The sequence below is a fragment of the Micromonospora musae genome (assembly GCF_003626545.1).
GTDB lineage: Bacteria > Actinomycetota > Actinomycetes > Mycobacteriales > Micromonosporaceae > Micromonospora > Micromonospora musae.
The window spans coordinates 12,505-37,847 of record NZ_RAZS01000001.1; the positions used below are offsets into that span (position 1 = coordinate 12,505).

General features: G+C 73.4%; 24 protein-coding genes and 1 pseudogene. 5 read left to right on the top strand and 20 right to left on the bottom strand.

Annotation, left to right across the window (positions count from 1 at the left end; all coding sequences use genetic code 11):
• Window positions 1–41: 41 nt before the first annotated feature.
• The 6 genes from D7147_RS00060 to D7147_RS00085 all read right to left on the bottom strand — a co-directional run bounded on the left by D7147_RS00060 (window position 42) and on the right by D7147_RS00085 (window position 6,744).
• Window positions 42–800: a MerR family transcriptional regulator gene (locus D7147_RS00060; protein WP_120673194.1), complete on the bottom strand. Its 759-nt coding sequence runs from the start codon at window positions 798–800 to the stop codon at window positions 42–44.
• Between the two features lie 49 nt (window positions 801–849).
• Window positions 850–1,290: a hypothetical protein gene (locus tag D7147_RS00065; protein WP_120673195.1), complete on the bottom strand. Its 441-nt coding sequence runs from the start codon at window positions 1,288–1,290 to the stop codon at window positions 850–852.
• Window positions 1,291–1,346: 56 nt separating this feature from the next.
• Entirely contained in the window at window positions 1,347–3,635 is a 2,289-nt protein-coding gene (locus tag D7147_RS00070; protein WP_233562851.1) for a putative bifunctional diguanylate cyclase/phosphodiesterase, read from the bottom strand.
• Between the two features lie 178 nt (window positions 3,636–3,813).
• Window positions 3,814–5,334 (bottom strand): hypothetical protein, encoded by a 1,521-nt coding sequence (locus tag D7147_RS00075; RefSeq protein ID WP_120673196.1) that lies wholly within the window; start codon window positions 5,332–5,334, stop codon window positions 3,814–3,816.
• On the bottom strand, window positions 5,331–6,431 hold the full coding sequence (locus D7147_RS00080) for a hypothetical protein (protein WP_120673197.1): 1,101 nt from the start codon (window positions 6,429–6,431) through the stop codon (window positions 5,331–5,333). The genes D7147_RS00075 and D7147_RS00080 overlap by 4 nt, the downstream gene beginning before the upstream one ends.
• A 79-nt stretch (window positions 6,432–6,510) precedes the next feature.
• The gene (locus tag D7147_RS00085; RefSeq protein WP_120673198.1) at window positions 6,511–6,744 is read right to left on the bottom strand and encodes a zinc-ribbon domain-containing protein; all 234 of its coding nucleotides are present in this window, start codon (window positions 6,742–6,744) and stop codon (window positions 6,511–6,513) included.
• Between the two features lie 109 nt (window positions 6,745–6,853).
• Between D7147_RS00085 and D7147_RS00090 the strand changes: the two are divergent.
• Window positions 6,854–6,985: pseudogene (locus tag D7147_RS00090) on the top strand (helix-turn-helix domain-containing protein); the annotation flags it as partial.
• A gap of 82 nt (window positions 6,986–7,067) precedes the next feature.
• On the opposite strand, the gene D7147_RS00095 reads toward D7147_RS00090, so the two are convergent.
• From D7147_RS00095 to D7147_RS00120, 6 genes are all read right to left on the bottom strand, one after another.
• Window positions 7,068–7,940, bottom strand: a complete 873-nt coding sequence (locus D7147_RS00095; RefSeq protein ID WP_120673199.1) for an SRPBCC family protein — start codon at window positions 7,938–7,940, stop codon at window positions 7,068–7,070.
• The gene (locus tag D7147_RS00100; protein WP_120673200.1) at window positions 7,933–8,490 is read right to left on the bottom strand and encodes a winged helix-turn-helix domain-containing protein; all 558 of its coding nucleotides are present in this window, start codon (window positions 8,488–8,490) and stop codon (window positions 7,933–7,935) included. Before D7147_RS00100 ends, D7147_RS00095 begins: the two co-directional genes overlap by 8 nt.
• A gap of 90 nt (window positions 8,491–8,580) precedes the next feature.
• Entirely contained in the window at window positions 8,581–9,531 is a 951-nt protein-coding gene (locus D7147_RS00105) for a hypothetical protein (protein ID WP_120673201.1), read from the bottom strand.
• Window positions 9,528–10,049 carry a SigE family RNA polymerase sigma factor gene (locus D7147_RS00110; RefSeq protein ID WP_233562853.1) on the bottom strand — a complete coding sequence of 174 codons (522 nt, stop codon included), beginning with the start codon at window positions 10,047–10,049 and terminating at the stop codon, window positions 9,528–9,530. The genes D7147_RS00105 and D7147_RS00110 overlap by 4 nt, the downstream gene beginning before the upstream one ends.
• 144 nt (window positions 10,050–10,193) lie before the next feature.
• On the bottom strand, window positions 10,194–11,537 hold the full coding sequence (locus tag D7147_RS00115; protein ID WP_120673202.1) for a class I SAM-dependent methyltransferase: 1,344 nt from the start codon (window positions 11,535–11,537) through the stop codon (window positions 10,194–10,196).
• On the bottom strand, window positions 11,534–12,934 hold the full coding sequence (locus D7147_RS00120; protein ID WP_120673203.1) for an FAD-binding oxidoreductase: 1,401 nt from the start codon (window positions 12,932–12,934) through the stop codon (window positions 11,534–11,536). Before D7147_RS00120 ends, D7147_RS00115 begins: the two co-directional genes overlap by 4 nt.
• A gap of 96 nt (window positions 12,935–13,030) precedes the next feature.
• Here D7147_RS00120 and D7147_RS00125 point away from each other — a divergent pair, with 96 nt between their 5' ends.
• Both D7147_RS00125 and D7147_RS00130 read left to right on the top strand, forming a co-directional pair.
• Window positions 13,031–13,501 (top strand): aminoacyl-tRNA deacylase, encoded by a 471-nt coding sequence (locus tag D7147_RS00125; protein ID WP_120673204.1) that lies wholly within the window; start codon window positions 13,031–13,033, stop codon window positions 13,499–13,501.
• A 67-nt stretch (window positions 13,502–13,568) separates the two neighbouring features.
• Window positions 13,569–13,853: a DUF427 domain-containing protein gene (locus tag D7147_RS00130; RefSeq protein WP_120673205.1), complete on the top strand. Its 285-nt coding sequence runs from the start codon at window positions 13,569–13,571 to the stop codon at window positions 13,851–13,853.
• A gap of 108 nt (window positions 13,854–13,961) precedes the next feature.
• On the opposite strand, the gene D7147_RS00135 is transcribed toward D7147_RS00130, so the two are convergent.
• Window positions 13,962–15,269, bottom strand: a complete 1,308-nt coding sequence (locus D7147_RS00135) for an MFS transporter (protein WP_120673206.1) — start codon at window positions 15,267–15,269, stop codon at window positions 13,962–13,964.
• A gap of 52 nt (window positions 15,270–15,321) precedes the next feature.
• On the opposite strand from D7147_RS00135, the gene D7147_RS00140 reads away from it, so the two are divergent.
• Window positions 15,322–16,335 (top strand): GlxA family transcriptional regulator, encoded by a 1,014-nt coding sequence (locus D7147_RS00140; protein WP_120673207.1) that lies wholly within the window; start codon window positions 15,322–15,324, stop codon window positions 16,333–16,335.
• Between the two features lie 126 nt (window positions 16,336–16,461).
• Here D7147_RS00140 and D7147_RS00145 read toward each other — a convergent pair whose 3' ends face one another.
• From D7147_RS00145 to D7147_RS00175, 7 genes are all read right to left on the bottom strand, one after another.
• Window positions 16,462–16,926: a hypothetical protein gene (locus D7147_RS00145; RefSeq protein ID WP_120673897.1), complete on the bottom strand. Its 465-nt coding sequence runs from the start codon at window positions 16,924–16,926 to the stop codon at window positions 16,462–16,464.
• Window positions 16,927–17,035: 109 nt separating this feature from the next.
• Window positions 17,036–18,988: a VWA domain-containing protein gene (locus D7147_RS00150; RefSeq protein WP_120673208.1), complete on the bottom strand. Its 1,953-nt coding sequence runs from the start codon at window positions 18,986–18,988 to the stop codon at window positions 17,036–17,038.
• A gap of 2 nt (window positions 18,989–18,990) precedes the next feature.
• The gene (locus tag D7147_RS00155; RefSeq protein WP_120673209.1) at window positions 18,991–20,478 is read right to left on the bottom strand and encodes a sigma 54-interacting transcriptional regulator; all 1,488 of its coding nucleotides are present in this window, start codon (window positions 20,476–20,478) and stop codon (window positions 18,991–18,993) included.
• 57 nt (window positions 20,479–20,535) lie between these two features.
• The gene (locus D7147_RS00160; RefSeq protein WP_120673210.1) at window positions 20,536–21,612 is read right to left on the bottom strand and encodes a hypothetical protein; all 1,077 of its coding nucleotides are present in this window, start codon (window positions 21,610–21,612) and stop codon (window positions 20,536–20,538) included.
• Window positions 21,613–21,738: 126 nt separating this feature from the next.
• Window positions 21,739–22,389 (bottom strand): response regulator transcription factor, encoded by a 651-nt coding sequence (locus D7147_RS00165; RefSeq protein ID WP_120673211.1) that lies wholly within the window; start codon window positions 22,387–22,389, stop codon window positions 21,739–21,741.
• Window positions 22,386–23,624, bottom strand: coding sequence for a sensor histidine kinase (locus D7147_RS00170; RefSeq protein ID WP_120673212.1), 1,239 nt, complete (start codon window positions 23,622–23,624; stop codon window positions 22,386–22,388). The genes D7147_RS00165 and D7147_RS00170 overlap by 4 nt, the downstream gene beginning before the upstream one ends.
• A 55-nt stretch (window positions 23,625–23,679) precedes the next feature.
• Window positions 23,680–24,177 (bottom strand): hemerythrin domain-containing protein, encoded by a 498-nt coding sequence (locus D7147_RS00175; protein WP_120673213.1) that lies wholly within the window; start codon window positions 24,175–24,177, stop codon window positions 23,680–23,682.
• 128 nt (window positions 24,178–24,305) lie between these two features.
• On the opposite strand from D7147_RS00175, the gene mgrA reads away from it, so the two are divergent.
• A complete protein-coding gene (gene mgrA / locus D7147_RS00180) occupies window positions 24,306–25,301 on the top strand; it encodes an L-glyceraldehyde 3-phosphate reductase (protein ID WP_120673214.1) in 996 nt (331 codons plus the stop codon).
• Window positions 25,302–25,343 lie beyond the last annotated feature (42 nt).

The window sequence follows — 25,343 nt, forward strand, 5'->3', positions numbered from 1 at the left end:
CGGACACCCCTCGGGTGCGCCGGGCCGGGCCGCCCCCGGCGTCAGGCGCGGCTGACCGCGTTGGCGTGGATCGCCTCGCTCAGGTACGCCGTCAACCCGGGCGCGATCTTCTCGTAGTGCGCGGTGAACCGCTCGTCGGCCAGGTACAGGTCGGCCAGACCGGTGTGAACCTCGTACGAGCACTCGTAGAACCAGCGACCGATGATCTGCCGGTGCTCCTCGGCCAACTCCATCGCCTCGGCGCCGTCGGCCGGGGTGCCGGAGGACATCGCCGCCACGATCCGCCGCGCCCACTCCTCGTTCTCCCGCTTGAACCGCAGCCAGTCGTCCTTGCTGTACCGGGACACCCGCCGGTTCGACTCCGCGTACGCCGCACCGCCGCCCCACCGCTGCTCCGCCTCCTCGGCGTGCGCCTCCGGGTCGAAGTCCCCGAAGACCTCGAACCGCTCCTCCGGGGTCAGCCGGATGTTCACCTTCCTCGCCTCCAACGCGAACTCGATCGCCGTGACCATCTCCTGCAACCGCTTGATCCGCACCGAGAGCAGCTCGTGCTGCCGGCGCAGGTGCGCGGCCGGGTCGGCCGTCGGGTCGTCGAGGAGCCCGGCGATCTGATCCAACGGGAACCCCAGCTCCCGGTAGTAGCGGATGAGTTGCAGCCGCTCCAGGTCGGCGTCGTCGTAGCGGCGGTAGCCGGTCGAGCTGCGCCCGCCCGGCGAGAGCAACCCGATCTCGTCGTAGTGGTGCAGCGTCCGCACCGTCACGCCGGCGAGCTTCGCCACCTGACCCACCGTGTACGCCATGGTCCCCTCCCTTCCGGAGACCAGGCTTCCACCTGCCGTTACGTGAGGGTCAAGGAGCAGCGAAGCCGGTACGGCGGACGATCGCCTCGACGATGCCGGAGCCGACCGACCCTGGATCACAGACCACGAGTTCCTCGGGTGGGTACACGGCGGCGCCGGATTCGGGGTGCACGACGAGAACGCCGCCCACCGGCAGGAAGCCGACGACCTGGGCGAACGGGTGCGTCGGCTGCTCGGTCGGGTCGACGACCGAGGCATCTGGGCGGACGATCATGCCTTCCTCGAGCCAGGGCGGCCGATCGACGAGGACGTCCACCTCCATCGGGCCGGGCCCGTACTCGGCGGCCACCCCTTCCCGAGCCAGGCGTCCGAGGTCGGCCGAGCGTCGGGTGACACCGGCGTCGAGCGGACCGTGCGGCCCGGCGACGACCAGCCGCATGGAACGGTCGGCATTGAAGTGGACGTGCACCGTCACGCTGCTGGACACCATTAGCGACACCTCATACCCGGGATAGCTGCTACCGCCGACGGCTGGGTCATCGACGGTCAGGCGATTTTCCGAATCCTGGCCGGATTCAGCTGCATCAGTCCACCCGGGCGGCCGTACCGGTAACCCTGCCCGTGTACGCAGCCGATCGCGGCGACCGCAGCGTGCTGCCGCTCGGTCTCGACCCCCTCCGCCACCACCGACAGGTCGAACGCACCGGCGAGGCGGGTCACCATCTCCACCGTGGCGTACGCGCGGTCGTCGTCGAGGTCGAGCCGGGCCACGAACGAACGGTCGATCTTCAGCTCGGTGGCCGGAATGCGGTGCAGGTAGCTCAGCGACGAGTAGCCGGTGCCGAAGTCGTCGATGGAGATCCGGATGCCCAGCTCACGTAGCTGCCGCAGCCGCTCCAGCACCGCCTCGCTGCCGTCGATCAGCGCCGACTCGGTCAACTCGAGCGTGAGCATGCGAGGTGCCAGCCCGGCCGCCGCGGTGGCCGCGGTGACCGTGGCGATCAGATCCGGCCGGCGCAGGTGAGCGGCGGCGATGTTCACCGCGACGGTGGCCTCGGCCGGCCGGTCCCGCCAGGCCGCCGCCGCCCGGCACGCCTCGTGGATCACCCACCGGTCGATCTGCACGATCAGCCCGGTCTCCTCGGCCAACGGCAGGAACCGCGCCGGGCTGAGCAGCCCGAGCCGGGGATGCCGCCAGCGGACCAGCGCCTCCGCGCTGCGCACCGCCCCGGTGGCCAGGTCGACGATCGGCTGGAACTCCAGGTGCAGCTGGCCCTCGTCGACCGCGCGGCGCAGGTCGGCGATCAGCTCGGCCCGGGACACCGCCGCCTCCCGCAGCTGCGGGGTGCAGACCCGATACGCCGACTTCCCCGCCTCCTTGGCCGCGTACATGGCGATGTCGGCGTCGCGGAGCAGGTCGGTGTGCGAGGCGTGCTGCGGGCCGTACTGGGCGATGCCGATGCTCGCCGACGGATGCACCCCCGCGTGCTCCTCCCCGTCGGAGGGTCGCAGCGCGTCGAGCAGCCGCTCGGCCAACCGCTCCGGTACCACCGGGGGCGAACCGTCGACCAGCACGGCGAACTCGTCGCCGCCGAGCCGGGCGATGACGCCGTCACCGGCCACGGCGTCGCGCATCCGCGCCGCCAGGCTGGTCAGCAGGCTGTCCCCGGCGGCGTGCCCGAACCGGTCGTTGACCTGCTTGAACCCGTCCAGGTCGAGCATCAGCACCGCCACCGGCCCCTCGGCGCGCAGCGCCTGCCGCAGCCGTCGGGTGAACATCAGCCGGTTCGGCAGCCCGGTGAGCTGATCGGTGTACGCGAGCCGGCGCAGCCGGGCCACCAGCCGCAGGTTCTGGGTGGCGGCCAGCCCCTGGCGTACCGCGAGTGCGGCGAGCAGCGCCATCATGCACACGAAGAGCAGGTGCGGGGTCTGTCCGGTCGGCTGCCGGACCAGCACCACGGCGACGATCGCCCCGCCCACCGGCAGGTACGGCAGGGCCACCTGCCACCACGGGGGCAGCGGAGCGTCGGTTGTGTCGTCCGGGTCGGGGCGGGCCGGCGGGGGCGGATACCGGGTGGCGACGACGATCAGCAGATAGCTCACCGGCCAGCAGGCGTCGACGAGGTGACCGGCGACGTAGTCACCCCGGGCGACGAGCGCGACGTACGCGGTGTCGGCCACCACCCGGGCCGCCAGGCTGCCGGCGATGAGGGTCATCGGTCGCCAGACCGGGCGCGTCATGCCGATCACCGCCACCAGGACGGTCAGCTGCACCAGGTCCAGCACCGGGTAGAGCAGTCCGAGGGTGCGGACCGGGTCGGCCAGGTCCGCCGGGGCGAGATCGCGGAAGAGCAGCACCCAGCCGACGGGCACCAGCGCGAGCCCGACGATCACCCCGTCCAGCACGATGCGGGCCCGGCCGACCCGGCTGCGGGGCGCGGTGAGCGCGCTGAGCAGCGCGGCCGTGCCAGTGACGATCCCGGCGGTGAAGGCCGCCGCGACGAGCGGGAGGTACGGCAGTTCGTCGCCGGTGAGCCGCCGCAACGCCCAGCACGCCTGGCCGAGCACGGCGAGCCCCATGGTGGCGGCGAGCAACGTCCAGAATCGACGCAGCGTGGCCGGGTGCCGGCGGGCCGCGCCCGCGCAGGCCACCGCAGCCCAGCCGGAGACCAGCAGCGAGCCGAGGCCACCGACCTGGGCCGCGCCCGGCAGCGCGGCCGCCAACCAGATCGTCAGCAGGAGCACGCCGCCCACCGCGACCAGCAGCCCGCCGTGACGTCGGCGGCGCGGACTGGGGTGGGCAGCCGTGGCCGGCTTCAGGTCCTGCGGCGGCACGCTCGCTCCGGCTCCCTCCCGTGCGGGCACCTACTTCGGCGCGGACCGCCCCGGCAAACGCGAAAAGCCTAGTCAGCGTTCGGCTGCCCCCGCCAGCGGCCGAGTGGTGGGTTCCCGACACACGCAGCGTCACCTTTACGCCACGTCGCCGCGCGCGCCTACCCGGGGGCCACCCGGGTCAGGCCCACTCCTCGCCGGGGTCGCCGTCGACGGCCGGCAGCTCAGCGGGGCCGGGCGCCGCACCCGGCGGGCCGCCGTGCGTCCACGGCGTCTCCTCCGGGGCGGGGAACGCACCCGACGGCAGGTACGCGTCGGACAACGTGGTGTAGCAGAGCCGCTCCCCCACCTCCGGCACGCTGCCCGGCGGGGCGGTCAGCCCGCGCCCCATCCCACCGGAGAGCTCCAGCACCACCTCGGTCTTACCGTCCGCGCCCGGAGTCACGAAGACCACCCGGGCCTTCTGCCCAGGACGGGCCGGGGAGTACAGCGTGGCCCCGACCGGCAGCAGCACCGGCTCGGTGGTGACCAGCTGGATCCGGGGCCGGAGCACCGGTCGTTTCCCGCTGTCGTCGACCCGCTTCGGGTCGGCCAGCGTCACGTCACCGACGAACGCCTCACCGGTCAGCCGGTGCTCGGCCATCACCAGCGGATCGTCGTAGGCGCGCTGCACGGCGTACGAGGTGAGGGCCCGCTCCAGCCGGTGCAGGCGGACCGCCGCGGCCACCGCGCCGTCCCGCCGGGGCTGCGGGCCGCCGCCGGAGTCGACGTGTTCGGCGTGCGCGGTGAACGCGTCCCGGTCGCCGGCCCAGCGCCCCTCGACCCGGGCACCGGGCGGCAACCCGCGCAGCAGACCCACGCCGCGCCACATCAGCTCCCAGGTGGGCGCGAGCTGGTCGCGCAGCAGCGCTTCGAGCTGCGCGTACGCCTCGGCGCGCGCAGACGGGTCGTCCTCCGTCGCCGCGTACGCCTCGACGGCCGGGGTGAGCCGGTGGTTGTCGAAGTCCGGATCGGTGGCCGGACCGGCCGGCGGATGCGTCGACGGGTCCTCGGCACGAGCGGCCGCCTCGGCGCCGGTGAGCCCGGCCGGCGGGTCGATCCAGCCGAGCAGGGCCGGCAGGTGCAGGTCCTCGACCGCGCTCTGCCCGGTGGCCCAGTGCAGGGTCAGCGCGTCGGTCATCGCCAGCAGCGCCGACGAGCCCGGATGTTCGGCCCGCTCGGCGAAGAACGTCAGCCAGCGCCCGAGCAGCGGCACGGACGGGTGCACCGGATACTCCCCGTCCGGACGGCGGAACCGCGCCGACCGGCCGAGCAGCCGCAGGAAGGTGATCCCGGCCGGGTTCGGGACGAGCAGCTGCGGCGCGTCGACGTAGCGGTGGCGGACGTCGCGCCCCCGGTCGACCGCGACCGCCTCGCTCACCCCCCGGTGCTCGTCCAGGTACGGCAGCAGCACCGAGGCCAGCTCGGCGACGAACGCGAAGCGCTGGCTCCGGTTGCGGGGCTGCGGCACGACCAGCAGCTTCGCGTCATCCGGCGTCGACCCGACCAGGGCGGCGAGCGGGGCGTTCGCCTCACCGGCCAGCGCGAGCGGCACCAGCACCAGTGGACGTTCGTGCAGGTGGAGGTGGCGTACGGTGGCCACCGGCTGGGCCACCCCGGCCGCGACGGCCTGCGCCTTCGCGAGCGCGCGCAGCGTACTCATGCCGGGGCGCCGAGGGCGTCGGCGCGCAACCGGGCCGCAGCGCGCAGCAGCGCGGCGGCCTCCGCCTGCTCCGGCTCCGGGGCGCGTTCACCGGAGGCGAGCGCCACCACCTCCGCGACCGTGCCGAGCCCGCCGAGCGCCTCCCGGACCGGCCGGCCCATCGCACCCGTGTGGTCGCGCGCCTCGTGCCGGCAGAAGTACGCCAGCTCGCAGCTGGCCAGGCACTCCGGCGCGTAGCGGGCCTCGACGCGGGCGAGCGCGGCGGTCAGCGTCGCCGGGTCGGTGGTCAGGTCGGCGGTGAAGTCCGCCGGCACCGCGGAGAGCAGGTCGTCGAGGCGGTCCATCCGGGCCAGCTGCCGGCGCAGCACCAGCAGCTGCTTGCGCACGTCGAGCAGGCTCGCCACCGGCTGGTTGGCGAAGTCACGCGGGCAGATCAGCACCACGTCGTGCGACACCAGCTCCGGGTCGTGCCCGGCGGCGGCGAGCAGTTCGCGCAGCGCCAGCACGTACACGGCGGACTGGGTCGCGGCCGCCGAGACCTTCGCCGGGTCGGCCTGGCCGTCGATCACCGGAAAGGACTTGATCTCCACGACGTGGAACCGGCCGGCCAACCGGGCGGCGACCAGGTCCGGTTCGAGGTGCACCCGCCGGCCGGCGACCTCCAGGCTGAGCAGCGGATGGTCGAAGAGCGCGGCCGGCTGGTGCGGGCCGGTCGGCACGGCCGTGGTCAACAGTTCGCGTGACCTGGCGTGCCGCTCGGGCAGGTCGTCGGCCGCGCCGAGATCGGTCCAGTCGGCCCGGTCGCCGGGCTCGACGCCGAGCCGCTCGGCGACCAAGCGGAGCAGCTCGACCCCGCCGTCGGCCTTGACCTGCGCCTCGAACGCGTTGCCCCGGGTGATCGCGAACCGGGACTGGCCGAACCGGGCGGGGAAGCCGATCCGCTCGGCCAGCCCGGTCTTGTCGACTCCCGCGCCGTCCAGCACCGCCCGGCGGCTGCAGCCCGGGTTGCCGGTCAGCGCGGCGATCGTCCGGGCGTTGTGCCGCCGCGGCGGGACGCCGCCCCGGATCTCGGCCAGTCGCTGCTCGCTGCTCGTCATGATCCGCCAGGATAGGCCGCGATCGCACCAACCCGGCCATTTCCCGCCGGCGGGTTACGTCACGGCAGCGGGCCGCCGCTCAGCCGACCGCGAGCCCCCGGGCCTCGGACTTGGGCAGGTCGTACTCGGCCCCGCAGTACGTGCACTGCTGGCCGTACCGGGTCCGCACCGGGATCAGCGGGACGAAGAAGAGGCTGAACTTCGTGGACCGGCGGCTGATCACCTGCGCGGCGTGGTTGCCGCAGTTGCGACAGACCCGGCTGACGACACCGAGCCGGTCGACCTTGGTACGGAACCCGAAGATGACGAACATCGTTCAGTGGTACCCGATACCTCGGCTCTTCACCACGCCCACGACAACGCCCGTCAGGTTTACTCATTGCTGCACCTGACGGATCGCGCGCAGCGGGAGGGGGACCGGCATGAACGGTCATGTGCGTTGGCAGGACATCCGGGGAGAGTACGTACGGCGCGCCGGCGGCGAGGAGTCGGTGCAGGCCGGCAAGGAGGAACTCCTCGCGCAGGTGGTCGGTCACCGCCTCGCGGAGATACGAGCCGGGTCGACGATGTGGCGGTGCCCCGGCCAGGGGGCACCGCCACATCATTGATCTGCCTCCGGCAGCCCGCCCGGACGGGTCAGCCGGCGGCGGTCGCCGTCTGCGGCTCGACGCTCGGCTCCTCGGTGAGCCACATCGGCTGCCAGTCCGCCAGCTCGTTGTAGCGACGCAGCTCGTACAGGCCGCTGAGCGATCCGGCCCAGCCCGCGTACGGCGGGTGCGCCTCGTCGAAGCCGCTCTGCACGAAGGTGAGCTTGGTCTTCCCCTCGGACTCGGCCAGCTCCCAGGTGGTGACGCCGGGCGGGCCCCAGTCGACGGAGACCATCCGCCCCGGGTCCAGGTCGACGACCTTGGCGGCGTGGCCCGACTCGAAGCCGCCCATCGCGTAGCGGCCGCCGACCCACGGCTCGATGCCGATCGGGTGGCCGAACCAGGCGCTGGCCTGCTCGGAGTCGGTCAGCGAGGTGAACACCTTGGCCATCGGCGCGTCGATGAGGATCTCGCTGCGCATCTCGGCGGAGGTGAAGTCGACCTTCGGCAGCAGCGGCTGGCCCTCCAGGTGCAGGGCGAGGTTGGCGGTCGAGAGGTACCAGTACGTCTGGAGCACCCCGCGCGGCGCCCCGCTGATCACGTCGGCGAAGTCGAAGTGGCTCTGGCTCAGGCTGAGGATCGTCGAGTCGGCGCTCTCGGCCCGCAGCCGGATTTCGGTGGTGGTCTCCACCCCGTCGAGCGTCCACGCGAAGCGCAGCGTCTCGTCGTCGACGTGCAGCGGGCGCTGGTGCGGCGCGTCACCCTCGGGCGTGTAGCGGCCCCAGAACTCGTACCGCTGGGGCAGCTCGACCTCGGCGTGCTCGGCCAGCCAGACGCGCAGCTCGGCGGCGTCGGTCAGGGCCCGGCGGACGGCCTCGACCGGTGCGGCGAGACGGGCGTGCAGCTTCATCGGTTCACTCACGGTCTTTCCCCTTCGGGTAGCAGGCCACGGCGAGCTTGAACGCGTCTCCCTCGGCGCCGCCGTAGCGGGTGAAAAGGTCCTGCAGAGTGGTCTGCAGGTCGTGCAGGAACTGCTGGCGTTGCTCCGCCGGCACCCGGATCTCGCCCGAGACTCCGACCGAGGGCAGCTCGGGCGCGGCCCGGTCGAGCGCGGCGATGTCGGCCTGGACCTCCTCCATGAGATCGAGGAGGTAGCCGAGGCTGAGTTCGTCGCGAGCGCGGCGCAGCCCGATGCGACCCACCAGCCGGGGTGAGAGCCAGTAGGACCGGGCGGCGGCCTGATAGATGCCCTCGGTGATGCCACGGACCTTGCGCTCGGCGACCAGGTCGACGAGGCCGGCCGCGACCAACTGCTTGACGTGGTAGTAGACGCGCTGCGGCGTCTGCTCCAGCCGGGCGGCCACCTCGGTGCAGGTGCGCGGCTCGGCCAGCTGCCGCAACACCTCCACACGTTGCGGCTTGAGCAGGACTTCGGCCTGCTCGATCTGCTCCAGGTACAGGACATCTCTCATGGCAAAATCAGTTTGTACGTACAAAACTTGTTTGTCAATCGGTTCGACGAAAGGCCGCGCCTGTCGCGCGGCCTTTCGTCGGACTTCGCCCTACTTGGACGGCAACAGGTCGGCCCCGGACGGCGCCTCGACCCTCACCGGCGCGCCGTAGCCCGACAGTTCGAGGACCACGCCGAGGTGGTACGTGTGGTCACTGCCGTGGATGCGCGTCTTCGCCGTGCGGGCGTAGGCGACCTTCGCGATCCGGCTGTCCGCGCCGATCGTCACCTCACCGGCGAGGTGATCGGCGAGGATCCCCGCGGCGGCGTCCGCCACGGTGACCTCGAAGTGGTACACGCCGGCTGCCCGCTCCGTCACCGTGGCGCCGGCCTTGCGCAGCAGCCGGAACAGCTCCTGCGGATCCGCCGACGCGCCCAGGCCGCCGCCCATCGCCATGTCGTAGTCGAGGCTCTCCTGCTTCCCCGGATGCTTCCTCCAGAGAATCCTGCCGTTCTCGGGGTCCGCGCCGTCCCGCGCGCCGGTGTAGTGGACACCGCCGAGCAGCCGCTCGTGCTCGTAACCCGCGGCGATGACCGGACGCAGCTTCCCGTCGTACGGCGATTCCAGGTAACCGGTGACCGTCGTCGGATCGAAGGCGCCCGTGGTGACCCAACTTTGGCCGACCGGTTCGGGCAGCTCGCCCGCCGGCGGCACCGCGTCCTTCGAGGTGGTCGTGACCTTCACCCGGTAACTGATGCCCTGACTCGCCGCCGCGGCGGCGGCCAGCCGCAGCTGCGGCGAGTCGGCGCCGGCCGCCGGCGGGCGTCCCGCGACCGGGCCGGGCGAGTCCTGCGTGCCCCCCGGGACACCGGTGCCGACGGTCGCGACCGCGACCAGCGCCCCCACCACGGCGACGACCCCCGCGGCGTACACGCTCCGATGCCGGGCGACCCGTCGCCGGTGCCGCAGGCCGGCCTCCGCCAGGACGTCGCGGCTGAACGCCACGCCGCTGACCTCGTCGTGCATGCCGCTGATCAACTGATCTTCGAGATCACTGGTCATCTACCTGCTCCTCTCACACCCGTCTCTTCGAGCGCCCAGCCGGCGGTCAGCTCGCGCAGCCGCGCCAGCCCCCGCGAGGCCGAGGACTTGACCGTGCCGACCGAGCAACCGAGCAGGTCGGCGGCCTCCGCCTCACTGAGCTGCTCCCAGTACCGGAGCACCAGCACGGCCCGCTGCCGTGGCGGCAACCCGGCCAGCGCCTGGACGAGCGCCTGCCGAAGGTGCAGGGCATCCGTGCCGTCCGCCTGGCTCGGCGGATCGACCACGGTCAGCACCTCCGGACGTCGCCTGCGCAGCCGCCACCGGTCGACGGCGAGGTGGTACATCGTGCGACGCAGGTACCCCTCCCGATCGCCGTGCACGCGGTTCCAGTTGCGCATCAGCCGCTCAAGCGCCGCCTGCACCAGGTCCTCACCGGCGACCCGGCTGCCCGTCAGCAGCACCGCCGTCGCGAGCAGCGCCTGTCCGCGTTCGGCGACCAGGACGTCCAGCCCTTCGAAGCGTTTCTTCCGCCGCACCGGCTCTCCTTCCGTCCCCACCAAGGACGACGGCCGCAGGCCGAAGGTTGACAGGCTCACCGGACCGGTTCGCCGACGACACCCGGGAGCCGAACGACGAACGGCCGCGCGGATCGCGCGGCCGTTCGTGGAATCAGGTGCCGGTCAGGGCAGCCAGTCCGGACGCAGCGGGTAGCCGTTGCTGCCGTCCGGGTTGTTGCGGGTGGCGAGCACCTGGTGCAGCTGGATGCCGTTGCGCTCGAACGCCAGCCGCGACCCGGCCATGTAGAGCCCCCACACCCGCGCGGTGCCCGCGCCGACCTCGGAGACGCAGAAGTCCCAGTTCTCGACGAGGTTGCGGCACCAACCCGCCAGCGTCAGCGCGTAGTGCTGCCGCAGGTTCTCCTCGTGGTGCACCTCCAGCCCGGCGTCGTGCAGCTCGCTGATCACCCGACCGGGCCCGGCCAGCTCCCCGTCCGGGAAGACGTACCGGTCGATGAACGCGCCGGAGCGGTGCGGCGCCCGATTGTCCGCCCGGGTGATGCAGTGGTTGAGCAGCCGGCCGCCTGGACGCAGCCGCTCCCGCAGCGCCCCGAAGTAGGCCGGATAGTTGCGCACGCCGATGTGCTCGGTCAGCCCGATGGAGGAGATCGCGTCGAACTGCTCCCGGGGCGCGTCCCGGTAGTCCATGTACCGCACCTCGGCCAGTTCACCCAGGCCCTCCCGCTCGATCGCCGTCTGCGCCCACTCGGCCTGCGCCTTCGACAGCGTGACCCCGAGCGCCTTGACGCCGTACTCGCGGGCCGCGTGCCGGACCATCCCGCCCCAGCCGCAGCCCACGTCGAGCAGTCGCATCCCCGGCTTGAGCGCCAGCTTCGCGGCGACCAGGTCGTACTTCGACGCCTGGGCCTGCTCCAGGGTGTCCTGCGGGGACCGGAAGACCGCGCAGGTGTACGTCATCGACGGGCCGAGCACCCGCTCGTAGAAGGCGTTCGACACGTCGTAGTGGTGCGAGATCGCGGAGCTGTCCCGGGCCCGGGAGTGGCGCAGCCCGCTCATCACGCGCTTCCAGCGGGGCTCGGCCTCCTGCGGCGGGGCCGGCGGCGGTCGCAGCCGCTCCCAGCCCAGCCCCCGCGCCAGGGTCAGCGCGTCCCCCAGCGACGGCAGGCGCAGCCGCAGCTCGTCGGAGAGCACCCGGAACGCCTCGTACGGGTCGCCGGGGTGCACCCCCTCCAGCCCCAGGTCACCGCTCACGTAGGCGCGGGCCATCCCCAGGTCACCGGGGGCGGTGAGCAGGTAGGACAGCCCGCGCTCGGTGCGGATGGCGAGGGTGATCCCGGTGTCGGCCGGGCCGATGGCGCTGCCGTCGTAGCCGGTGATCCGTAGCGGCAGGTCACCGGTGGTCACCGCGCGGATCACATCCGCCACGGTGATCTGCGGGTGCCGGCCCCCCGCCGGCGGTGTGCCGGGGACGCTCGTGGCCCCCTGGTCTCGGTCGGTCAGGCTCATGCTCTCGCTACCGCCTTCTCGTACAGTCCGGTCAGCCGCTGCTCCGGGTCGTAGCGGTCCCGCACGGTGCGCCACGTCGCCCCGCCGTAGAGCCGCTCGAAGGAGTCCCGGTCGTAGTAGGCGTCGGAGTAGAGCGACTTGTGCCCGCCCATCTCCGAGACCACCCGTTCGATCAACCGGTTGGCGTCGCCGTCAGCGGCGCCCTCGGCGATCGGCACGCTCCCCCAGAAACCGATGTTGACGTAGTCCTGCCCGGCCCGCAGCGGATACAGCGGCCAGGACCGGGCCGAGCCGGGACCCGCCGGCTCACGCAGTCGCAGTGGGCAGAGCCAGACCGGGGTCATCCCGACCGCGCCCGCGAACCAGCGCAGGAAGTCGGCCGTCCGCTCCAGTGGGATCTCCACGTCCTGCACCACCCGTTCCCGAGCGGGCTGGCCGCGCAGCCGGTCGATCCGGGCGGCGACACCGTGGCGGTGCTCCAGCCGGACCAACCGGTGGTAGACGTCGCTGCGCCGGTAGCGCGCCGGCCAGAGCCGGCGTACCACCGGGTGCTGCACGCCGAACGCCGAGGAGCACCAGAACCAGTCGGTGTCCCAGCGCCAGAGATAGTCGTACGTGGTGAGCGTGTCGCGGACCCGCCGGCGTAGCGACCGGTAGTAGATGTCCTGCCCGGTGTAGTCGCTGGGCCGCCCGCCCTCGTCGGTGAAGCTGCCGAGGACGAGGTACGCCTCGCCGGGGCTGAACATCACCCCGTCCATCGTGTCCACCGGCGTGCCGGCCCAGGAGCGGGTGGCGGTCACCTCGGCGATCGCGTCGGTGAGCACCTCCAGACTCGTGAACCGCACGTTGCGCAGCGCCACGTAGCGGCGTACCGGTTGGAGCTCGATGCGCAGCCGGGTGGCGTAGCCGAGGCTGCCCATCGAGTTCGGGAAGGCCGCGAAGAGGTCGGCGTGCTCACCCTCGGGCCGGGCGGTGACGATCTCACCCGATCCGGTGAGCACGTCCAGCTCGGTGACCGACTCGTGCGGCAGGCCGTTGCGGAACGAGGTCGACTCGATGCCCAGTCCGGTGACGGCGCCGCCCAGCGTGATGGTGCGCAGCTGCGGCACCACCAGCGGCATCAGCCCGTACGCGAGGGTCGCGTCGACCAGGTCCTCGTAGGTGCACATGCCCTGCACGTCGGCCGTGTGGGCGGCCGGGTCGACCGAGATGACCCCGGTCAACCCGCTGACGTCGAGCCCCGGCGTCCGCACGTCGGCGCGGGGGCGGAACAGGTTCGAGGTGCGTTTGGCGAGCCGGATCGGCTCGCCGGGCGGCACTGCTGCGTACGAGCGTCGCAGCGTCGTGACCGCACTGTCGTGGTCGACCGATTGAAGATCCACACGGACCGCGCCCATGTGATCACTCTACGCCCGTCGGCGGCCACGGCACCGGATGTCCACGTTGGCCTTTTCACACTTCCAGGCAGCTCAAGAGGGGTTACGGTGCACCACATGCCGTCACCCGCGCTCGCCGCTCTCGACGCCGCCGGCCTGTCCTACCGGCTGATCCGGCACGAGGCGGTGGCGAGCCTCGCGGAGGCCGCCGCCGTACGCGGGGTCGAGGTGCCCGACGTGGTGAAGACGATCGTGGTGCGGCGCGGCCCGGACGACCACCTCTTCGTACTCACCCCCGGTGGCCGCGTCATCTCCTGGCCGAAGCTGCGCACCCTGCTCGGCGTCAACCGCATCTCCATGCCGGACGCGGCGGCCGCGAAGGAGGCCACCGGCTACGAGCGCGGCACCATCACCCCGTTCGGCGCGACCACGGCCTGGCCGGTGATCGCCGACGAGCGGGTACGCGGCCGGACCATCACGCTCGGCGCGGGCGAGCACGGGTTGGCCGTGGCGGTCGACGCCGACGCGGCGCTGGACGTGCTGGGCGCGACCGTCGCCGACGTCACCGACCCCGAGCCCACCCGCTGACCAACGCGCCATCGGTAAGAGTCGATGGCGGTGGTCGTCGCCGCCCTGGCGACATAACGTGAAACGTATGCCAAAAGCTGTCTGGAACGACCTGGTCGTCGCCGAGAGCGACGACACCGTCGTGGTGGAGGGGAACCACTACTTTCCCCGTTCCGCGCTGCGCGACGACGTGATCCGTGAGTCGGACACCCACACGGTCTGCCCGTGGAAGGGCACCGCCTCGTACTACTCGCTGGAACACGACGGACGTACCAGCGCCGACGCGGTCTGGTACTACCCGGACCCGAAGCCGGACGCGGAGATGGTCCGCGACCGGGTCGCCTTCTGGAAGGACGTCCAGGTCGTCGAGTGACCGCCAGCGCGGCGCGGGGTCACCGTTCGTCGGCGACCCCGCGCCGCCCCCGGCACACACCGCCACCGGCCCGCGGCGCTGCGGCGCACCGTCCCCACCGACGCCTGCTCAGCCCCGGTAGCGCCACGCCCTCGGTGCGGCCGGACCGGCGGTGACCAGCGCCGGGGTGGGCACGACGCCGCGCGGGCGGCGGCGCAGCGACAGGGACAGCCCGGCCGCGCCGATGGCCAGCGCCCCGGCGACGTACCAGGCCGACGTGTACTCCCCGAGCCGGTCGCGCACCAGCCCCGCCGCACTGGCGGCGAGCGCCGCGCCGAGCTGGTGGGAGGCGAAGACCCAGCCGAAGACGACAGGCGCGGCCGCACCGAAGTACTCGCGGCAGAGCGCCACTGTCGGCGGCACGGTGGCCACCCAGTCCAGCCCGTAGAAGACGATGAAGACGAGCATGCTCGGCTCGGTCGAGCCGCCGAAGAGGCTCGGCAGCAGGAGCAGCGACACGCCGCGCAGCGCGTAGTAGACCCCGAGCAGCACCCGGCTGTCGACCCGGTCGGTGAGCCAACCGGAGGCGATCGTGCCGACGATGTCGAAGAGCCCGACCAGCGCCAGCAGGCTGGCCGCCGTGGTCTCCGACATGCCGTGGTCGTGCGCGGCCGGCACGAAGTGCGTACCGACCAGCCCGTTGGTGGTCGCGCCGCAGATCGCGAAGCCCCCCGCGAGCAGCCAGAACGGCCGTGTCCGGACGGCCTGGGCGAGCGCGCCGAGCGCGCGGGCGGCGGCCCCGCCGGTCGCGGTCGGGGGCGGGGTGACCTCGGTCGCACCGTAGGCGGGCAGGCCGAGATCCGCCGGGTGCTCGCGCAGCAGCCAGACCACCAGCGGTACGACCACCAGCGCGGCCCCGGCCACGACGAGCGCCGCCATGCGCCAGCCGTGGTCGCGCACGAGCATGGCGAGCAGCGGCAGGAAGACCAGCTGCCCGGCCGCCCCGCCTGCGGTGAGCACCCCGGTGACGAGGCCGCGGTGCTTGACGAACCAGCGCCCGGTCACGGTGGCCGCGAAGGCCAGCGCCATCGAGCCGGTGCCGAGCCCGACCAGAACGCCCCAGCAGAGGACGAGCTGCCAGCTCGCGGTCATGAACACGGTCAGGCCGCTGCCGGCGGCCACCAGCAGCAGCGCCACGGCGACCACCCGCCGGATGCCGAAGCGCTCCATCAGCGCGGCGGCGAACGGGGCGGTGAGCCCGTAGAGCAGCAGGTTGACCGAGACGGCGGCGGAGATCGTGGCGAGCGGCCAGCCGAACTCGGCGTGCAGCGGGTGCAGCAGCACCGACGGGGTGGCCCGGAAGCCGGCCGCGCCGACCAGGGCGACGAAGGCGACGGCGGCGACGAGCCAGGCGGGATGCAGGCGGCGTGTGGTCACGGTATGAGTCTCGGCACCAGCCGACGCCACGACGAGTGGCCGGAAAGCCATCATGCGCAATAATCGGGCCATGACCGATTCCCGGCACCGGATCGCCGTGCTCGCCCTCGATCATGTCGTCGGCCTCGACCTCGGCACCCCCGCGCAGGTCTTCGGCACCGCCCGCGACGCCGACCGCCGACGCGCCTACTCCGTCGAGGTCTGCACCCCGGGCCGCCGGCCGGTGCGGGCCACACCCGGCTTCCAGGTGCTCCCCGAACACGGCCTGGAGCTGCTGGAGACCGCCGACACGGTGATCGTGCCCGGGGTCCACGCCGGGTCGGCCATGACCGACGGCACGATCGAACCCGAGGTCTCCGCGGCGCTGCGCGCGGCGTACGAGCGGGGCGCCCGCATCATGTCGATCTGCACCGGCGCCTTCGTGCTCGCCGCCGCCGGGCTGCTCGACGGCCGCCGGGCCACCACCCACTGGGCGCACGCCGAGGAGTTCCACCGGCTGCACCCCCACGTCGACCTCGACCCGGACGTGCTCTTCGTCGACGACGACCGGGTGCTCACCTCGGCCGGGGTCGCCGCCGGGATCGACCTCTGCCTGCACGTCATCCGCACCGACCACGGCAGCGAGGTGGCCAACCGGGCGGCCCGCAGCTGCGTGGTCCCGCCGTGGCGGGAGGGCGGCCAGGCCCAGTACATCGAACATCCGGTGCCGAGGATGGCCGAGAGCAGCACCGCCCCCGCCCGGGAGTGGGCCCGGCAGCGGCTGCACGAGCCGGTCAGCCTGCGCGACCTGGCCGAACGATCCCGGATGAGCGTACGAACCTTCACCCGCCGGTTCCGCGCCGAGACCGGGCTGAGCCCGGCGCAGTGGCTGCTCCAGCAGCGCACCGACCACGCCCGGCTGCTGCTGGAGACCACCGACCTGAGCATCGACCAGGTGGCCCGCCGCGCCGGCTTCGGCACCGCCGCCGCCCTGCGCCAGCAACTGCACCAGCGCCTCGGCGTGCCCCCGTCGACGTACCGGCGCACCTTCCGCCAGCCGACGCCGACCGAACCGACCCCCGCCTAAGCAGGCGAAGTCGGCGGTTCGGCGACCGCGACGCCACCACCACGGCCGCCGCCCCGGCGCGCTCACCAGGCCGCGGCCGGCGCCGCCCGGCGTGCCCCAGGTGACGGCCGGCCTGCCAGCCGCCGGTCAGCCGCGGCGGAGCATGCGCAGCTGCGCGAGATGCTTCGGCAGGTGCACGGTGGTGTGCAGGTCGAGGGTCCTGCCCCAGGGGAGGGTGTCTTCGACCCGCAGGTCGAAGCCCTCGCGCAAGTGGGTCTCGACCGGGGTCTCCGCGGCCAGCCCGAGCCGGTCGGTGAGCGTGCAGAGCTTCCCGCTGGTGGCGCGCAGCAGCGCGGCCAACCCGTCCAGGCCGCCGTGCTCCGCGACCAGGGCGTCCACCTGCGGGCGGTGGATGGTCTCCAGGTCGTAGTAGGCGAACGGGGCGCCGGCCAGCACCGCCTCGGTCGCCGCCACCATCAGCTCGTCGTTGGCGGCCAGATGCGCCACGATCTGCTCCGCGCTCAGCTGCCCGGCCGGTGGCGGACCGAAGCCGCCCGCGTCGACCTCGGCGAGCACCTCCTCGTACGCGCGCCGCAGCTTCCTGCTCTCCACCACCCCAGTCAACCCCGCGCCGGCCCGCCGATCACGCGGTTGCGGCACCCGGTTCACCCGGACGGGCGGCCCCGGCGCCACCACCACGTGATCGGCTCGGGCGGCGGTGTCAGCGGCGACCCTGACGTGAGCGGAGATAGTCGGCGACGACGTACTCGCCGAGGTCGTCCGGGTCCGGGGTGAACATCCGCCCCTTCGACCGGCGGGCCACCGCGTCGACGAAGCGGCGCAGCCCCGGGTCGTCGCCGAGCATGAACAGGTTCAACGTCGCCCGATACCGGGCCAGCCGATCCACCTCACGGATCGTCGCCTCGATCGTCTCCGGCAGCGGAGGCCAGTGGAAGTACGCCTCCCCGTCGTCCGGGTCGAGGTGCGCGGTCGGCTCCCCGTCGGTGACCACCAGCACCACCGGCTCGGCGTCCGGGTGCCGGCGCAGGTGCCGCCCCGCCAGTCGCAACGCGTGCTGGAGGTTCGTGCCCTGCTCCATCACCGGCTCGACGGCCGCCAGCTCCTGCTGGGTCAGCGGCATCGCCTCCCGGCCGAACCCGATGATCTGGAGCGCGTCCTGCGGGAACCGGGTCGCCATCAGGTGCGACAGGGCCAGCGCCGTCTGCTTCATCGGCCCCCAGCGCCCCTGCGAGATCATCGAGTACGACAGGTCGACACAGAGCGCCACTGCCGCCGAGGAACGCCGCTCGGTCTCCATCACCTCGAAGTCGTCGACCGCGAGCTGCACGGGCACCGACGGACCGGCCCGGCGTACCGCCCGGGTGAGCGTGCGCACCACGTCCAGCGGCTGTTCGTCGCCGTACTCCCAGGGCCGGGAGGCGCCGCTCACCTCGCCGGCGGCCCCCGCCGAACGCAGGTCGTGCTGACCGCGCGGCCCGGCCGTCAGGTCGGCGAAGACCCGCCGCAGGGCGGTGCCGCCCAGCCGGCGCAGCGCCTTCGGGCTCAGCGTCAGCCCCTCGGCGTCCCGGGTCACCCAGCCCTGCCGGCGCAGCTCCCGCTCCAGCTCCCGCAGCCGGCGCACGTCGTCGGCCGCGTCCCGCCCGAGCGTACGGGCGACCGCCTCCACGTCGACGTCGTCCAGCGTCGCCCCCGGGTGCTCCTGGTCGAGCTGGTCGAGCAGGTCGTCCAGCTCGGCCAGCTCCTCGAGCGCGCCCGCCGCCTCGCCGTAGTCGAGCGGACGCTCACCGCGCACCCGCTCGCCCCGCCCCCAACCCAGATCGGGCCGCAGCGCCCGAAGCTGGGCGTCGAGCTGCGACATCTCCCCGGCCAGCCGCTCGCCGAGCGACTGGCGCATGAGCCCGGCCAACTCCTCGCGCTGCCGGTCGGAGAGCGAACGCATCAGCCGCTCCCCGGCCGCCGCCCGGCGGGCCAGCACGTCGACCAGCTCGTCGACGTCCTTCGGCTGCTCCGGGAAGAACTCGCCGTGCCGGCGCATGAACTCGGCGAAAGCGTCGGCGGTCTCCTCCGAGCGGGCGTGCCGGGCCAGCAGGTCGTTCAGGTCGCCCATCATCTCGGCGAGCCGCTGCTGGGTCGCCGGATCGGCGCTCGCCTGGACCGCGTCCCGCAGACCCGCGAACCGTTGCCCGAGCACGTCGTCGCGGAGCCCGTCGAGGATCTGCTGGTAGCTGCGGCGGGCCTCGTCGCTGGCCCACTGGTAGCCGGAGAGCTCCTGCACGGCGCGGGCGGTGGAGCGGGGCAGATTGTCCAGCACCGCCTCGGCGAAGCGTGCCGCGTCGTCCTCTCGACCGCGCAGCTCGTCGCGCTCGGCCGCGAGCGCCTGGTCGAGCAGGGCCCGGGACCGGGTCACCGCCCCGTCCAGGTCGCCCCGACGCAGCGCCTCCCGGCGCAACCGTCGAGCCCGGGCGGCCAGCTCGTCCAGCCTGCGGCGCCCGTCGGGACCCCGGCGCAGCAGGTCGCGCAGCGCCTCCCGCAGGCTGCCGCCGGTCAGCACCTCGGCGCCGACCGCGTCGACGGCCTCGCGTACGTCGTACGGGGGCGCGAGCGGGTCCGGCCCGCCGCGCCACTGCCCGTACCGGAACCGGTTGCCGGCCATGCTCAGCCCCGACCGCCGTAGACGGTGCGGCCGGAGTCGGTCACGTCCTTACCGAGCCGGCGGGTCAGGTGCAGCCCCTCCAGCACGAACTCGACCCCGGCGGCGGCCTCCGCCGGAGTGGGCGCGTCGCCCATCCCGAGCCGGTCCAGCACCTTCGCGAGCCCCGGCACCGTACCCACCTGCCGCAGCAGGTCGGCGGAGCCGACCAGCTCACCGGTCTCGATCACGGTGCCCTCGGCGACCAGGTCGGTGAAGCCGGAGAGGTCCAGCCCCGCCAGCCGGGCCCGGAACGTCTCTGCCGTCGCGGTACGCAGCAGGTGGGCCAGGATCTCAACCTCCCGCCCCTCCTCGCCGCTCTCGAACTCGACCTTCCCGCGCAGCGTCGACGTCACCGAGACGGCGTCCCCGACCCGGGCGACCGCGGCCTCGGGGCGTACCGCCTCGTCGCCGGAGCCGGAGCCGGAGCCGGAGGTCGAGCCGGCGGCGAGCAGGGCGGCCCGGCGCAGCGCGGCCGCGGCCACGGTCTCGGCGGCGGCGATGGCGAACCGGGCGGAGACGCCGGAACGCGGATCCACCGACGGCGACTCGCGCACCGCGCGGGCGAACCGGGCCAGCACCTCCAGCACGTGCTCCGGCACCTCGGCGACCAGGTCGGCCTCCTGCCGGATCAGGGCCAGCTCCAGCTCCAGCTCGACCGGGTAGTGGGTGCGGATCTCCGCACCGAACCGGTCCTTGAGCGGAGTGATGATCCGGCCCCGGTTGGTGTAGTCCTCCGGGTTGGCGCTCGCCACCAGCAGCAGGTCCAGGGGCAGCCGCAGCTGGTAGCCGCGGACCTGGATGTCCCGCTCCTCCAGCACGTTGAGCAGCGCCACCTGGATCCGCTCGGCCAGGTCGGGCAGCTCGTTGACGGCGAAGATGCCACGGTTCGTCCGCGGCACCAGACCGAAGTGGATCGTCTCGGGGTCGCCGAGGGTCCGCCCCTCGGCGATCCGGATCGGGTCGACGTCGCCGATCAGGTCGCCGACGCTGGTGTCCGGGGTGGCGAGCTTCTCGCCGTACCGCATCGAGCGGTGCAGCCAGCCGACCGGAAGATCGTCGCCGGCCTCGGCGACCCGGGCGCGGGACGCCGGAGTGAGCGGGTGCAGGGGGTGCTCGTTGAGCACCGAACCGGCGATGACCGGGGTCCACTCGTCCAGCAGCGCCGCGAGCGAGCGGATCAGCCGGGTCTTGCCCTGGCCCCGCTCACCGAGGAGCACCAGGTCGTGCCCGGCGAGCAGGGCCCGCTCGACCTCGGGCAGGACGGTGTCCTCGTAGCCGACGATGCCGGGGAAACGGTCCGCGCCGGTGCGCATCCGGGCGATGAGATTGTCTCGGAGTTCCTGCTTGACGGTGCGGTATCGGTGGCCGGCCGCGCGCAGCTCGCCGAGCGTACGGGGCAGGTCGGCCGGTGGAACCGGGATTACCGGGTTGGGCGCAGTCACCCGACCCACGCTAGCGCGCGGCGGGTGGGGGTGCCCGCCCGTTGCCGGGCACCCCCACTCCCACCCTCAGCCACGACCGCATCGGCGGCAGGCGCCCCGGCGACGCAGGTGGTAGGCGTACGTGGCCAGGCCCAGCGCCGGACCCCAGGCGGGCCAGAGCAGCATCGGCCCGGTGGCCAGGTTGAGACCGTCACCTCCGGCCAGCTCCCAGAACCGAGGGTTCGCGACCAGCCCCAGCGTGGCCGCGGTGACCGCGATCGCCACCAGGGTGGCCGGGATCACGGCGAGCCGGACGGGCACCCGGCGGCCGGCCAGGCCGAGCATCCAGCGGGGGAAGCGCTCACCCCACCGCTGTACCAGGCCGAGGGTGAGGACGGCGCCGACGGTGGCGAACGCGCCCAGCCCGAACCCGGCCCAGACGGCACCGTTCTCCTGCATCTCGGTGAGGAAGTCACGGGAGATGCCGAGCGGAACGCCGGCCGCCCAGGCGAAGCGGGTCACCGCGTACGCCAGTGGGATGGCGGCGGCGATGCCGGCGCTCCACCGGCCCCAGCGGGCGGCGGCGGCCGGGCTGGTCCAGCCGCGTGCGGCGTCGCCGCGCCCGCAGGCGAGGCACGCCTCCGCGGTGCGCCGCTGCCAGACCAGCACCGCGCCGGCCAGCAGCAGGCCCGCGATCACCGCGGCGAAGCGGGCGAAGAGCGGCCAGGTGAAGACCTCGGAGTAGTCGACGGGCGGCCAGCCGAACGGAGCGCCGATGATCAGCATCGGGGCGTAACCGAGCATGACCAGCACCCGGGCATCCGGGACGACCAGGGCCAGGAGGGCCGCGACCGCCCAGCCGTACCCGGCGAGCAGCAGTCGCAGCGGTCGGGGCGTGCTGGTCGTGGGGCGGCTCATGGCCAGCGCGGCGACCGCGGCGGTGAGCAGCAGGAGGGCGAAGAGCGGCGGTCCGACGTCGACCGGGACCAGCCGGAGCAGGTTCACGTCGCCGTGCGGGTCGTTCGCGCCGAACGGGTAGCCGGCACCGGTGATCGTGGCGAGCAGGGCGAGGACGCCCCAGAGGCCGAGCCAGCCGGCAGCGAGCGGGGCGAGCCGGTCGGGCGGGCGGGTGGTCGGCCGAGGTGGCGCATCGGTGATCGTCATACGCTCAGCCTCGGCCGGTACGCCGTGGAAACCCTCCCGTGCGCCGGTGAATCCGCTCCCCCACCTGAGGGAGCCGGCGCTTCCCCGGGCAGTTGCACACCGGTGGCCGCGCCGCGAAGGCGGCCGTCAGCCGGCCGGGGTGACGAAACCGGACTCGTACGCGGCGATGACCGCCTGGGTGCGGTCCCGCACCGCCAGCTTGGCCAGCACGTTCCCGACGTGGGTCTTCACCGTCTCAACCCCGACCACCAGGTGCGCGGCGATCTCCGGGTTGGAGAGTCCGGCCGCCATCAGCCGCAGCACCTCGGCCTCCCGCTCGGTCAGCCGGGCCGCGCGCAGCCGGTCGCCACCCGCCCGGCCGTACGCGCCGACGAGCCGCCGGATCGCCGCCGGGAAGAGCAGCGACTCGCCGGCCGCCACCACCCGCACCGCCTCCACCACCTCGACCGGGCGGGCCCGCTTCAGCAGGAAACCGCTGGCTCCGGCGCGCAGCGCGTCGTAGACGTACTCGTCGTTGGCGAAGGTGGTGACCACGAGCACCCGGGGCGGGTCGGCGGAGGCGGCCAGCAGGTGCCGGGTGGCCTGGATGCCGTCGATGCCCGGCATCCGGACGTCCATCAGGACCACGGCGGGCCGGTGCCGGGCGACCAGCGGCAGCACCTCGGCGCCGTCCGCGGCCTCGGCGAGCACCCGCAGGTCCGGTTCGGCGTCGATGATGGCCCGCAACCCGACCCGGATCAGCTCGTCGTCGTCGACGATCAGCACGCCGATGCTCACCGCGCCTCCCGGTACGGCAGTCGCACGCCGATCCGCCAGCGGCCACCCTCCGGCCCGGCGGTGAGCCGTCCACCGAGCAGCAGCACCCGTTCCCGCATGCCGTCGAGGCCACGGCCGCCTCCGCCGTGTCCGGGGCGGCGCGGCGCGGGCAGCACCTCGTTGACCAGCTCCAGCTCCAACGCGTCCGGCCCGACGTCGAGTCGCAGCTCGACCGGCCCGCGGCCGTGGCGCGCCGCGTTGGTCAGCCCCTCCTGCACGATCCGGTACCCCTCCCGGGAGACCACCGCCGGCAGGGTGGCCGGGTCGCCGGTGCGGTGGGCGTCCACGGTCAGGCCCGCCCCGCGGCTCTCCGCCACCAGCCGGTCCAGGTCGGCGAGCGTACGCTGCGGCGCCGGTGCGGGACGACCGCGTTCGGGCTCCCGCAGCACCCCGAGCACGTGGTCGAGGTCGTCCATGGCGCTGCGGCCGGCGTCCTCGATGGCGGCCAGCGCCCGGCGGACGAACTCCGGGTCGGTCTCCAGCACCGCGCGGGCCGCCCCGGCCTGGAGGGTGGCCACGGTGAGCGCGTGGCCGACGGAGTCGTGCAGCTCGCGGGCCAGCCGGTTGCGCTCGGCGAGCCGGGCCGCGCGGGCCTCCAGCGCGGCGATCCGCTCGGCCTGCGCCGGCCCGAGCAGCACCGGCGCCATCGTCGCGGCCAGCGCGCCGAGCCCGGCGACGGCGTAGCCGAGGCCGACCAGCAGCAGCACACCGGTGAGGGTGAGCCAGCCCGTGTCCCGCCCGTCGAGCGGACCGAACCGCTCATCGCGGACCAGTTCCGCGCCGACGCCGAACTGCTGGGCGATGAAGGCCAGCGACATCGGCACCGTGCTGAGCAGCGCGAAGGCCAGCAGACCGCCGACGATCAGGTGGGTGGCGATCCAGAGCGCGGCACGCAGCCGGGTCTCCCGGTCGGTACGGTGCCCCGGCGCCGGATCGGGAAGGTCCACGCCGAGCAGCGCCCGGGCCGCCGCGATCTCCAACGCCCGGCTGCCGTTGAGCAGCAGGGGCGCCCCGGCGATCAGGACGGCGATCACGAGCAGACCGAGCGCCAGCGGCCGGGGGATCGGCGGCCCGGTGAGAACCTGCCAGAACGCCACCACGAGCAGCACGTACGGCAGCACGAGCACGCCGCCCAGCAGCAGGAACACGCCGCGCCGCCAGGTGCTGGCCGCGACGAGCGGTGCCAGGGGCCTCATCGGCTCATTCTCGCGCCGGCGTACCCGCGGGCGACTCCCCCGCGCCGGGGATATCTCAGCGGTGCTCGCGCACGTACCCCTGCGGGTCCTTGTCGTGGAAGGTCAGGTTGCGGCCGTTCTTGTGTTCGCCGTAGAAGGTCAGCCAGCGGTGACCCAGCTCGGCGCGCAGCTCGGCGCCGGCGTGCCGGCGGAAGTCGGGCAACGCCTCGTCCTCCTCCTCGGCGAGGTGTTCGCTGTTCTCCCGGCGGGCCTGCCACACCGCCGCCCACCACTGGTCGGAGCCGACCGGGTGCAGCTTGGACTCCGCGATCGCGTCCCGGATCTTGTTGTGGTCGCCGACGGCGTCGACCGTCTCGGCCTCGCCGTCGTCACCGTGGCGCACCAGGTGCGGATAGAGGATGGCCTCCTCGGCCTCGGCGTGGATGTCGAGGTGCAGGGCGAGCGCCTCCCAGATCGCGAGCAGCTCCTGCTCGTCCTCGGCGTCGTCCAGCCGGGCGAAGCCCCGCCGGAACGCGGCGTGGTCGTCCATGATCATGGCGGTGATGTCGTCCATCTGGTCCCCCGTTCTGATGCCGGCGTGGTGGTCAACTCCTCGCCGGGCGGGCGGGTGACGCCGGGTGGCCGGGCCGGGTCGCCGCCGCTCGGCGGCTCAGCGCCCATGGGGCAACCCGACGTAGGCTCATGATCGTGAACTATCTCGCCGCGGACGACCGCTACGACACCATGACCTACCGGAGGAGCGGCCGCAGCGGGGTGCGGCTGCCCGCCATCTCCCTCGGTCTGTGGCACAACTTCGGCCCCGATCGCCCCTACGAGCGGCAGCGCGACATCGTGCGCCGCGCGTTCGACCTCGGTGTCACCCACTTCGACCTGGCGAACAACTACGGGCCCCCGGCGGGGTCGGCCGAGGAGAACTTCGGCCGGATGCTCGCCACCGACCTGAAGCCGTACCGGGACGAGCTGATCATCTCCAGCAAGGCCGGCTACTACATGTGGCCCGGTCCGTACGGCGAGTGGGGTTCCCGTAAAAACCTGATCTCCTCGCTCGACCAGTCGCTGCGCCGGATGGGGCTGGAGTACGTCGACGTCTTCTACTCGCACCGGTTCGACCCGGACACCCCGCTGGAGGAGACGATGGGCGCGCTGGACGCCGTCGTCCGCTCCGGCAAGGCGCTCTACGTCGGCATCTCCAACTACAACTCGGAGCAGACCGCCCGGGCGGCCGCGATCCTGCGGGAGCTGGGTACGCCGCTGCTGATCAACCAGCCGTCGTACTCGATGCTCAACCGGTGGACCGAGGACGACGGCCTGCTGGACACGCTCGAGGAGGCCGGCGCGGGCGCCATCGCGTACAGCCCGCTGGCGCAGGGCCTGCTCACCGACCGCTACCTGGGCGGCATCCCCGCCGACTCCCGGGTTCGCACCAGCGTCTTCCTGAACGAGAGCGACCTCGACGAGAAGCGGATGGCGACCATCCGGGCCCTCGGTGCGATCGCGGAGCGGCGCGGCCAGTCGCTGGCCCAGCTCGCTCTCGCCTGGGCGCTGCGTGACCCGCGGATGACCAGCCTGATCATCGGGGCGAGCAGCGTGCCCCAGCTGGAGGCGAACATCGCGGCGCTGGAGAACCTCGACTTCACCGCCGAGGAGCTGGCCGAGATCGACAGCCACCTCGGCTGAGCGGCCCCGCTGGGGTGGGAATCCCAGGTCGGGCTCCGGCGT

Excerpts from the sequence above, each read along its gene's own strand:
- D7147_RS00060 (WP_120673194.1), bottom strand. The coding sequence starts at position 800 with ATGGCGTACACGGTGGGTCAGGTGGCGAAGCTCGCCGGCGTGACGGTG.
- D7147_RS00065 (WP_120673195.1), bottom strand. The coding sequence starts at position 1,290 with ATGGTGTCCAGCAGCGTGACGGTGCACGTCCACTTCAATGCCGACCGT.
- D7147_RS00075 (WP_120673196.1), bottom strand. The coding sequence starts at position 5,334 with ATGAGTACGCTGCGCGCGCTCGCGAAGGCGCAGGCCGTCGCGGCCGGG.
- D7147_RS00080 (WP_120673197.1), bottom strand. The coding sequence starts at position 6,431 with ATGACGAGCAGCGAGCAGCGACTGGCCGAGATCCGGGGCGGCGTCCCG.
- D7147_RS00085 (WP_120673198.1), bottom strand. The coding sequence starts at position 6,744 with ATGTTCGTCATCTTCGGGTTCCGTACCAAGGTCGACCGGCTCGGTGTC.
- D7147_RS00100 (WP_120673200.1), bottom strand. The coding sequence starts at position 8,490 with ATGAGAGATGTCCTGTACCTGGAGCAGATCGAGCAGGCCGAAGTCCTG.
- D7147_RS00105 (WP_120673201.1), bottom strand. The coding sequence starts at position 9,531 with ATGACCAGTGATCTCGAAGATCAGTTGATCAGCGGCATGCACGACGAG.
- D7147_RS00115 (WP_120673202.1), bottom strand. The coding sequence starts at position 11,537 with ATGAGCCTGACCGACCGAGACCAGGGGGCCACGAGCGTCCCCGGCACA.
- D7147_RS00120 (WP_120673203.1), bottom strand. The coding sequence starts at position 12,934 with ATGGGCGCGGTCCGTGTGGATCTTCAATCGGTCGACCACGACAGTGCG.
- D7147_RS00125 (WP_120673204.1), top strand. The coding sequence starts at position 13,031 with ATGCCGTCACCCGCGCTCGCCGCTCTCGACGCCGCCGGCCTGTCCTAC.
- D7147_RS00130 (WP_120673205.1), top strand. The coding sequence starts at position 13,569 with ATGCCAAAAGCTGTCTGGAACGACCTGGTCGTCGCCGAGAGCGACGAC.
- D7147_RS00140 (WP_120673207.1), top strand. The coding sequence starts at position 15,322 with ATGCGCAATAATCGGGCCATGACCGATTCCCGGCACCGGATCGCCGTG.
- D7147_RS00150 (WP_120673208.1), bottom strand. The coding sequence starts at position 18,988 with ATGGCCGGCAACCGGTTCCGGTACGGGCAGTGGCGCGGCGGGCCGGAC.
- D7147_RS00160 (WP_120673210.1), bottom strand. The coding sequence starts at position 21,612 with ATGACGATCACCGATGCGCCACCTCGGCCGACCACCCGCCCGCCCGAC.
- D7147_RS00170 (WP_120673212.1), bottom strand. The coding sequence starts at position 23,624 with ATGAGGCCCCTGGCACCGCTCGTCGCGGCCAGCACCTGGCGGCGCGGC.
- D7147_RS00175 (WP_120673213.1), bottom strand. The coding sequence starts at position 24,177 with ATGGACGACATCACCGCCATGATCATGGACGACCACGCCGCGTTCCGG.
- mgrA (WP_120673214.1), top strand. The coding sequence starts at position 24,306 with ATGATCGTGAACTATCTCGCCGCGGACGACCGCTACGACACCATGACC.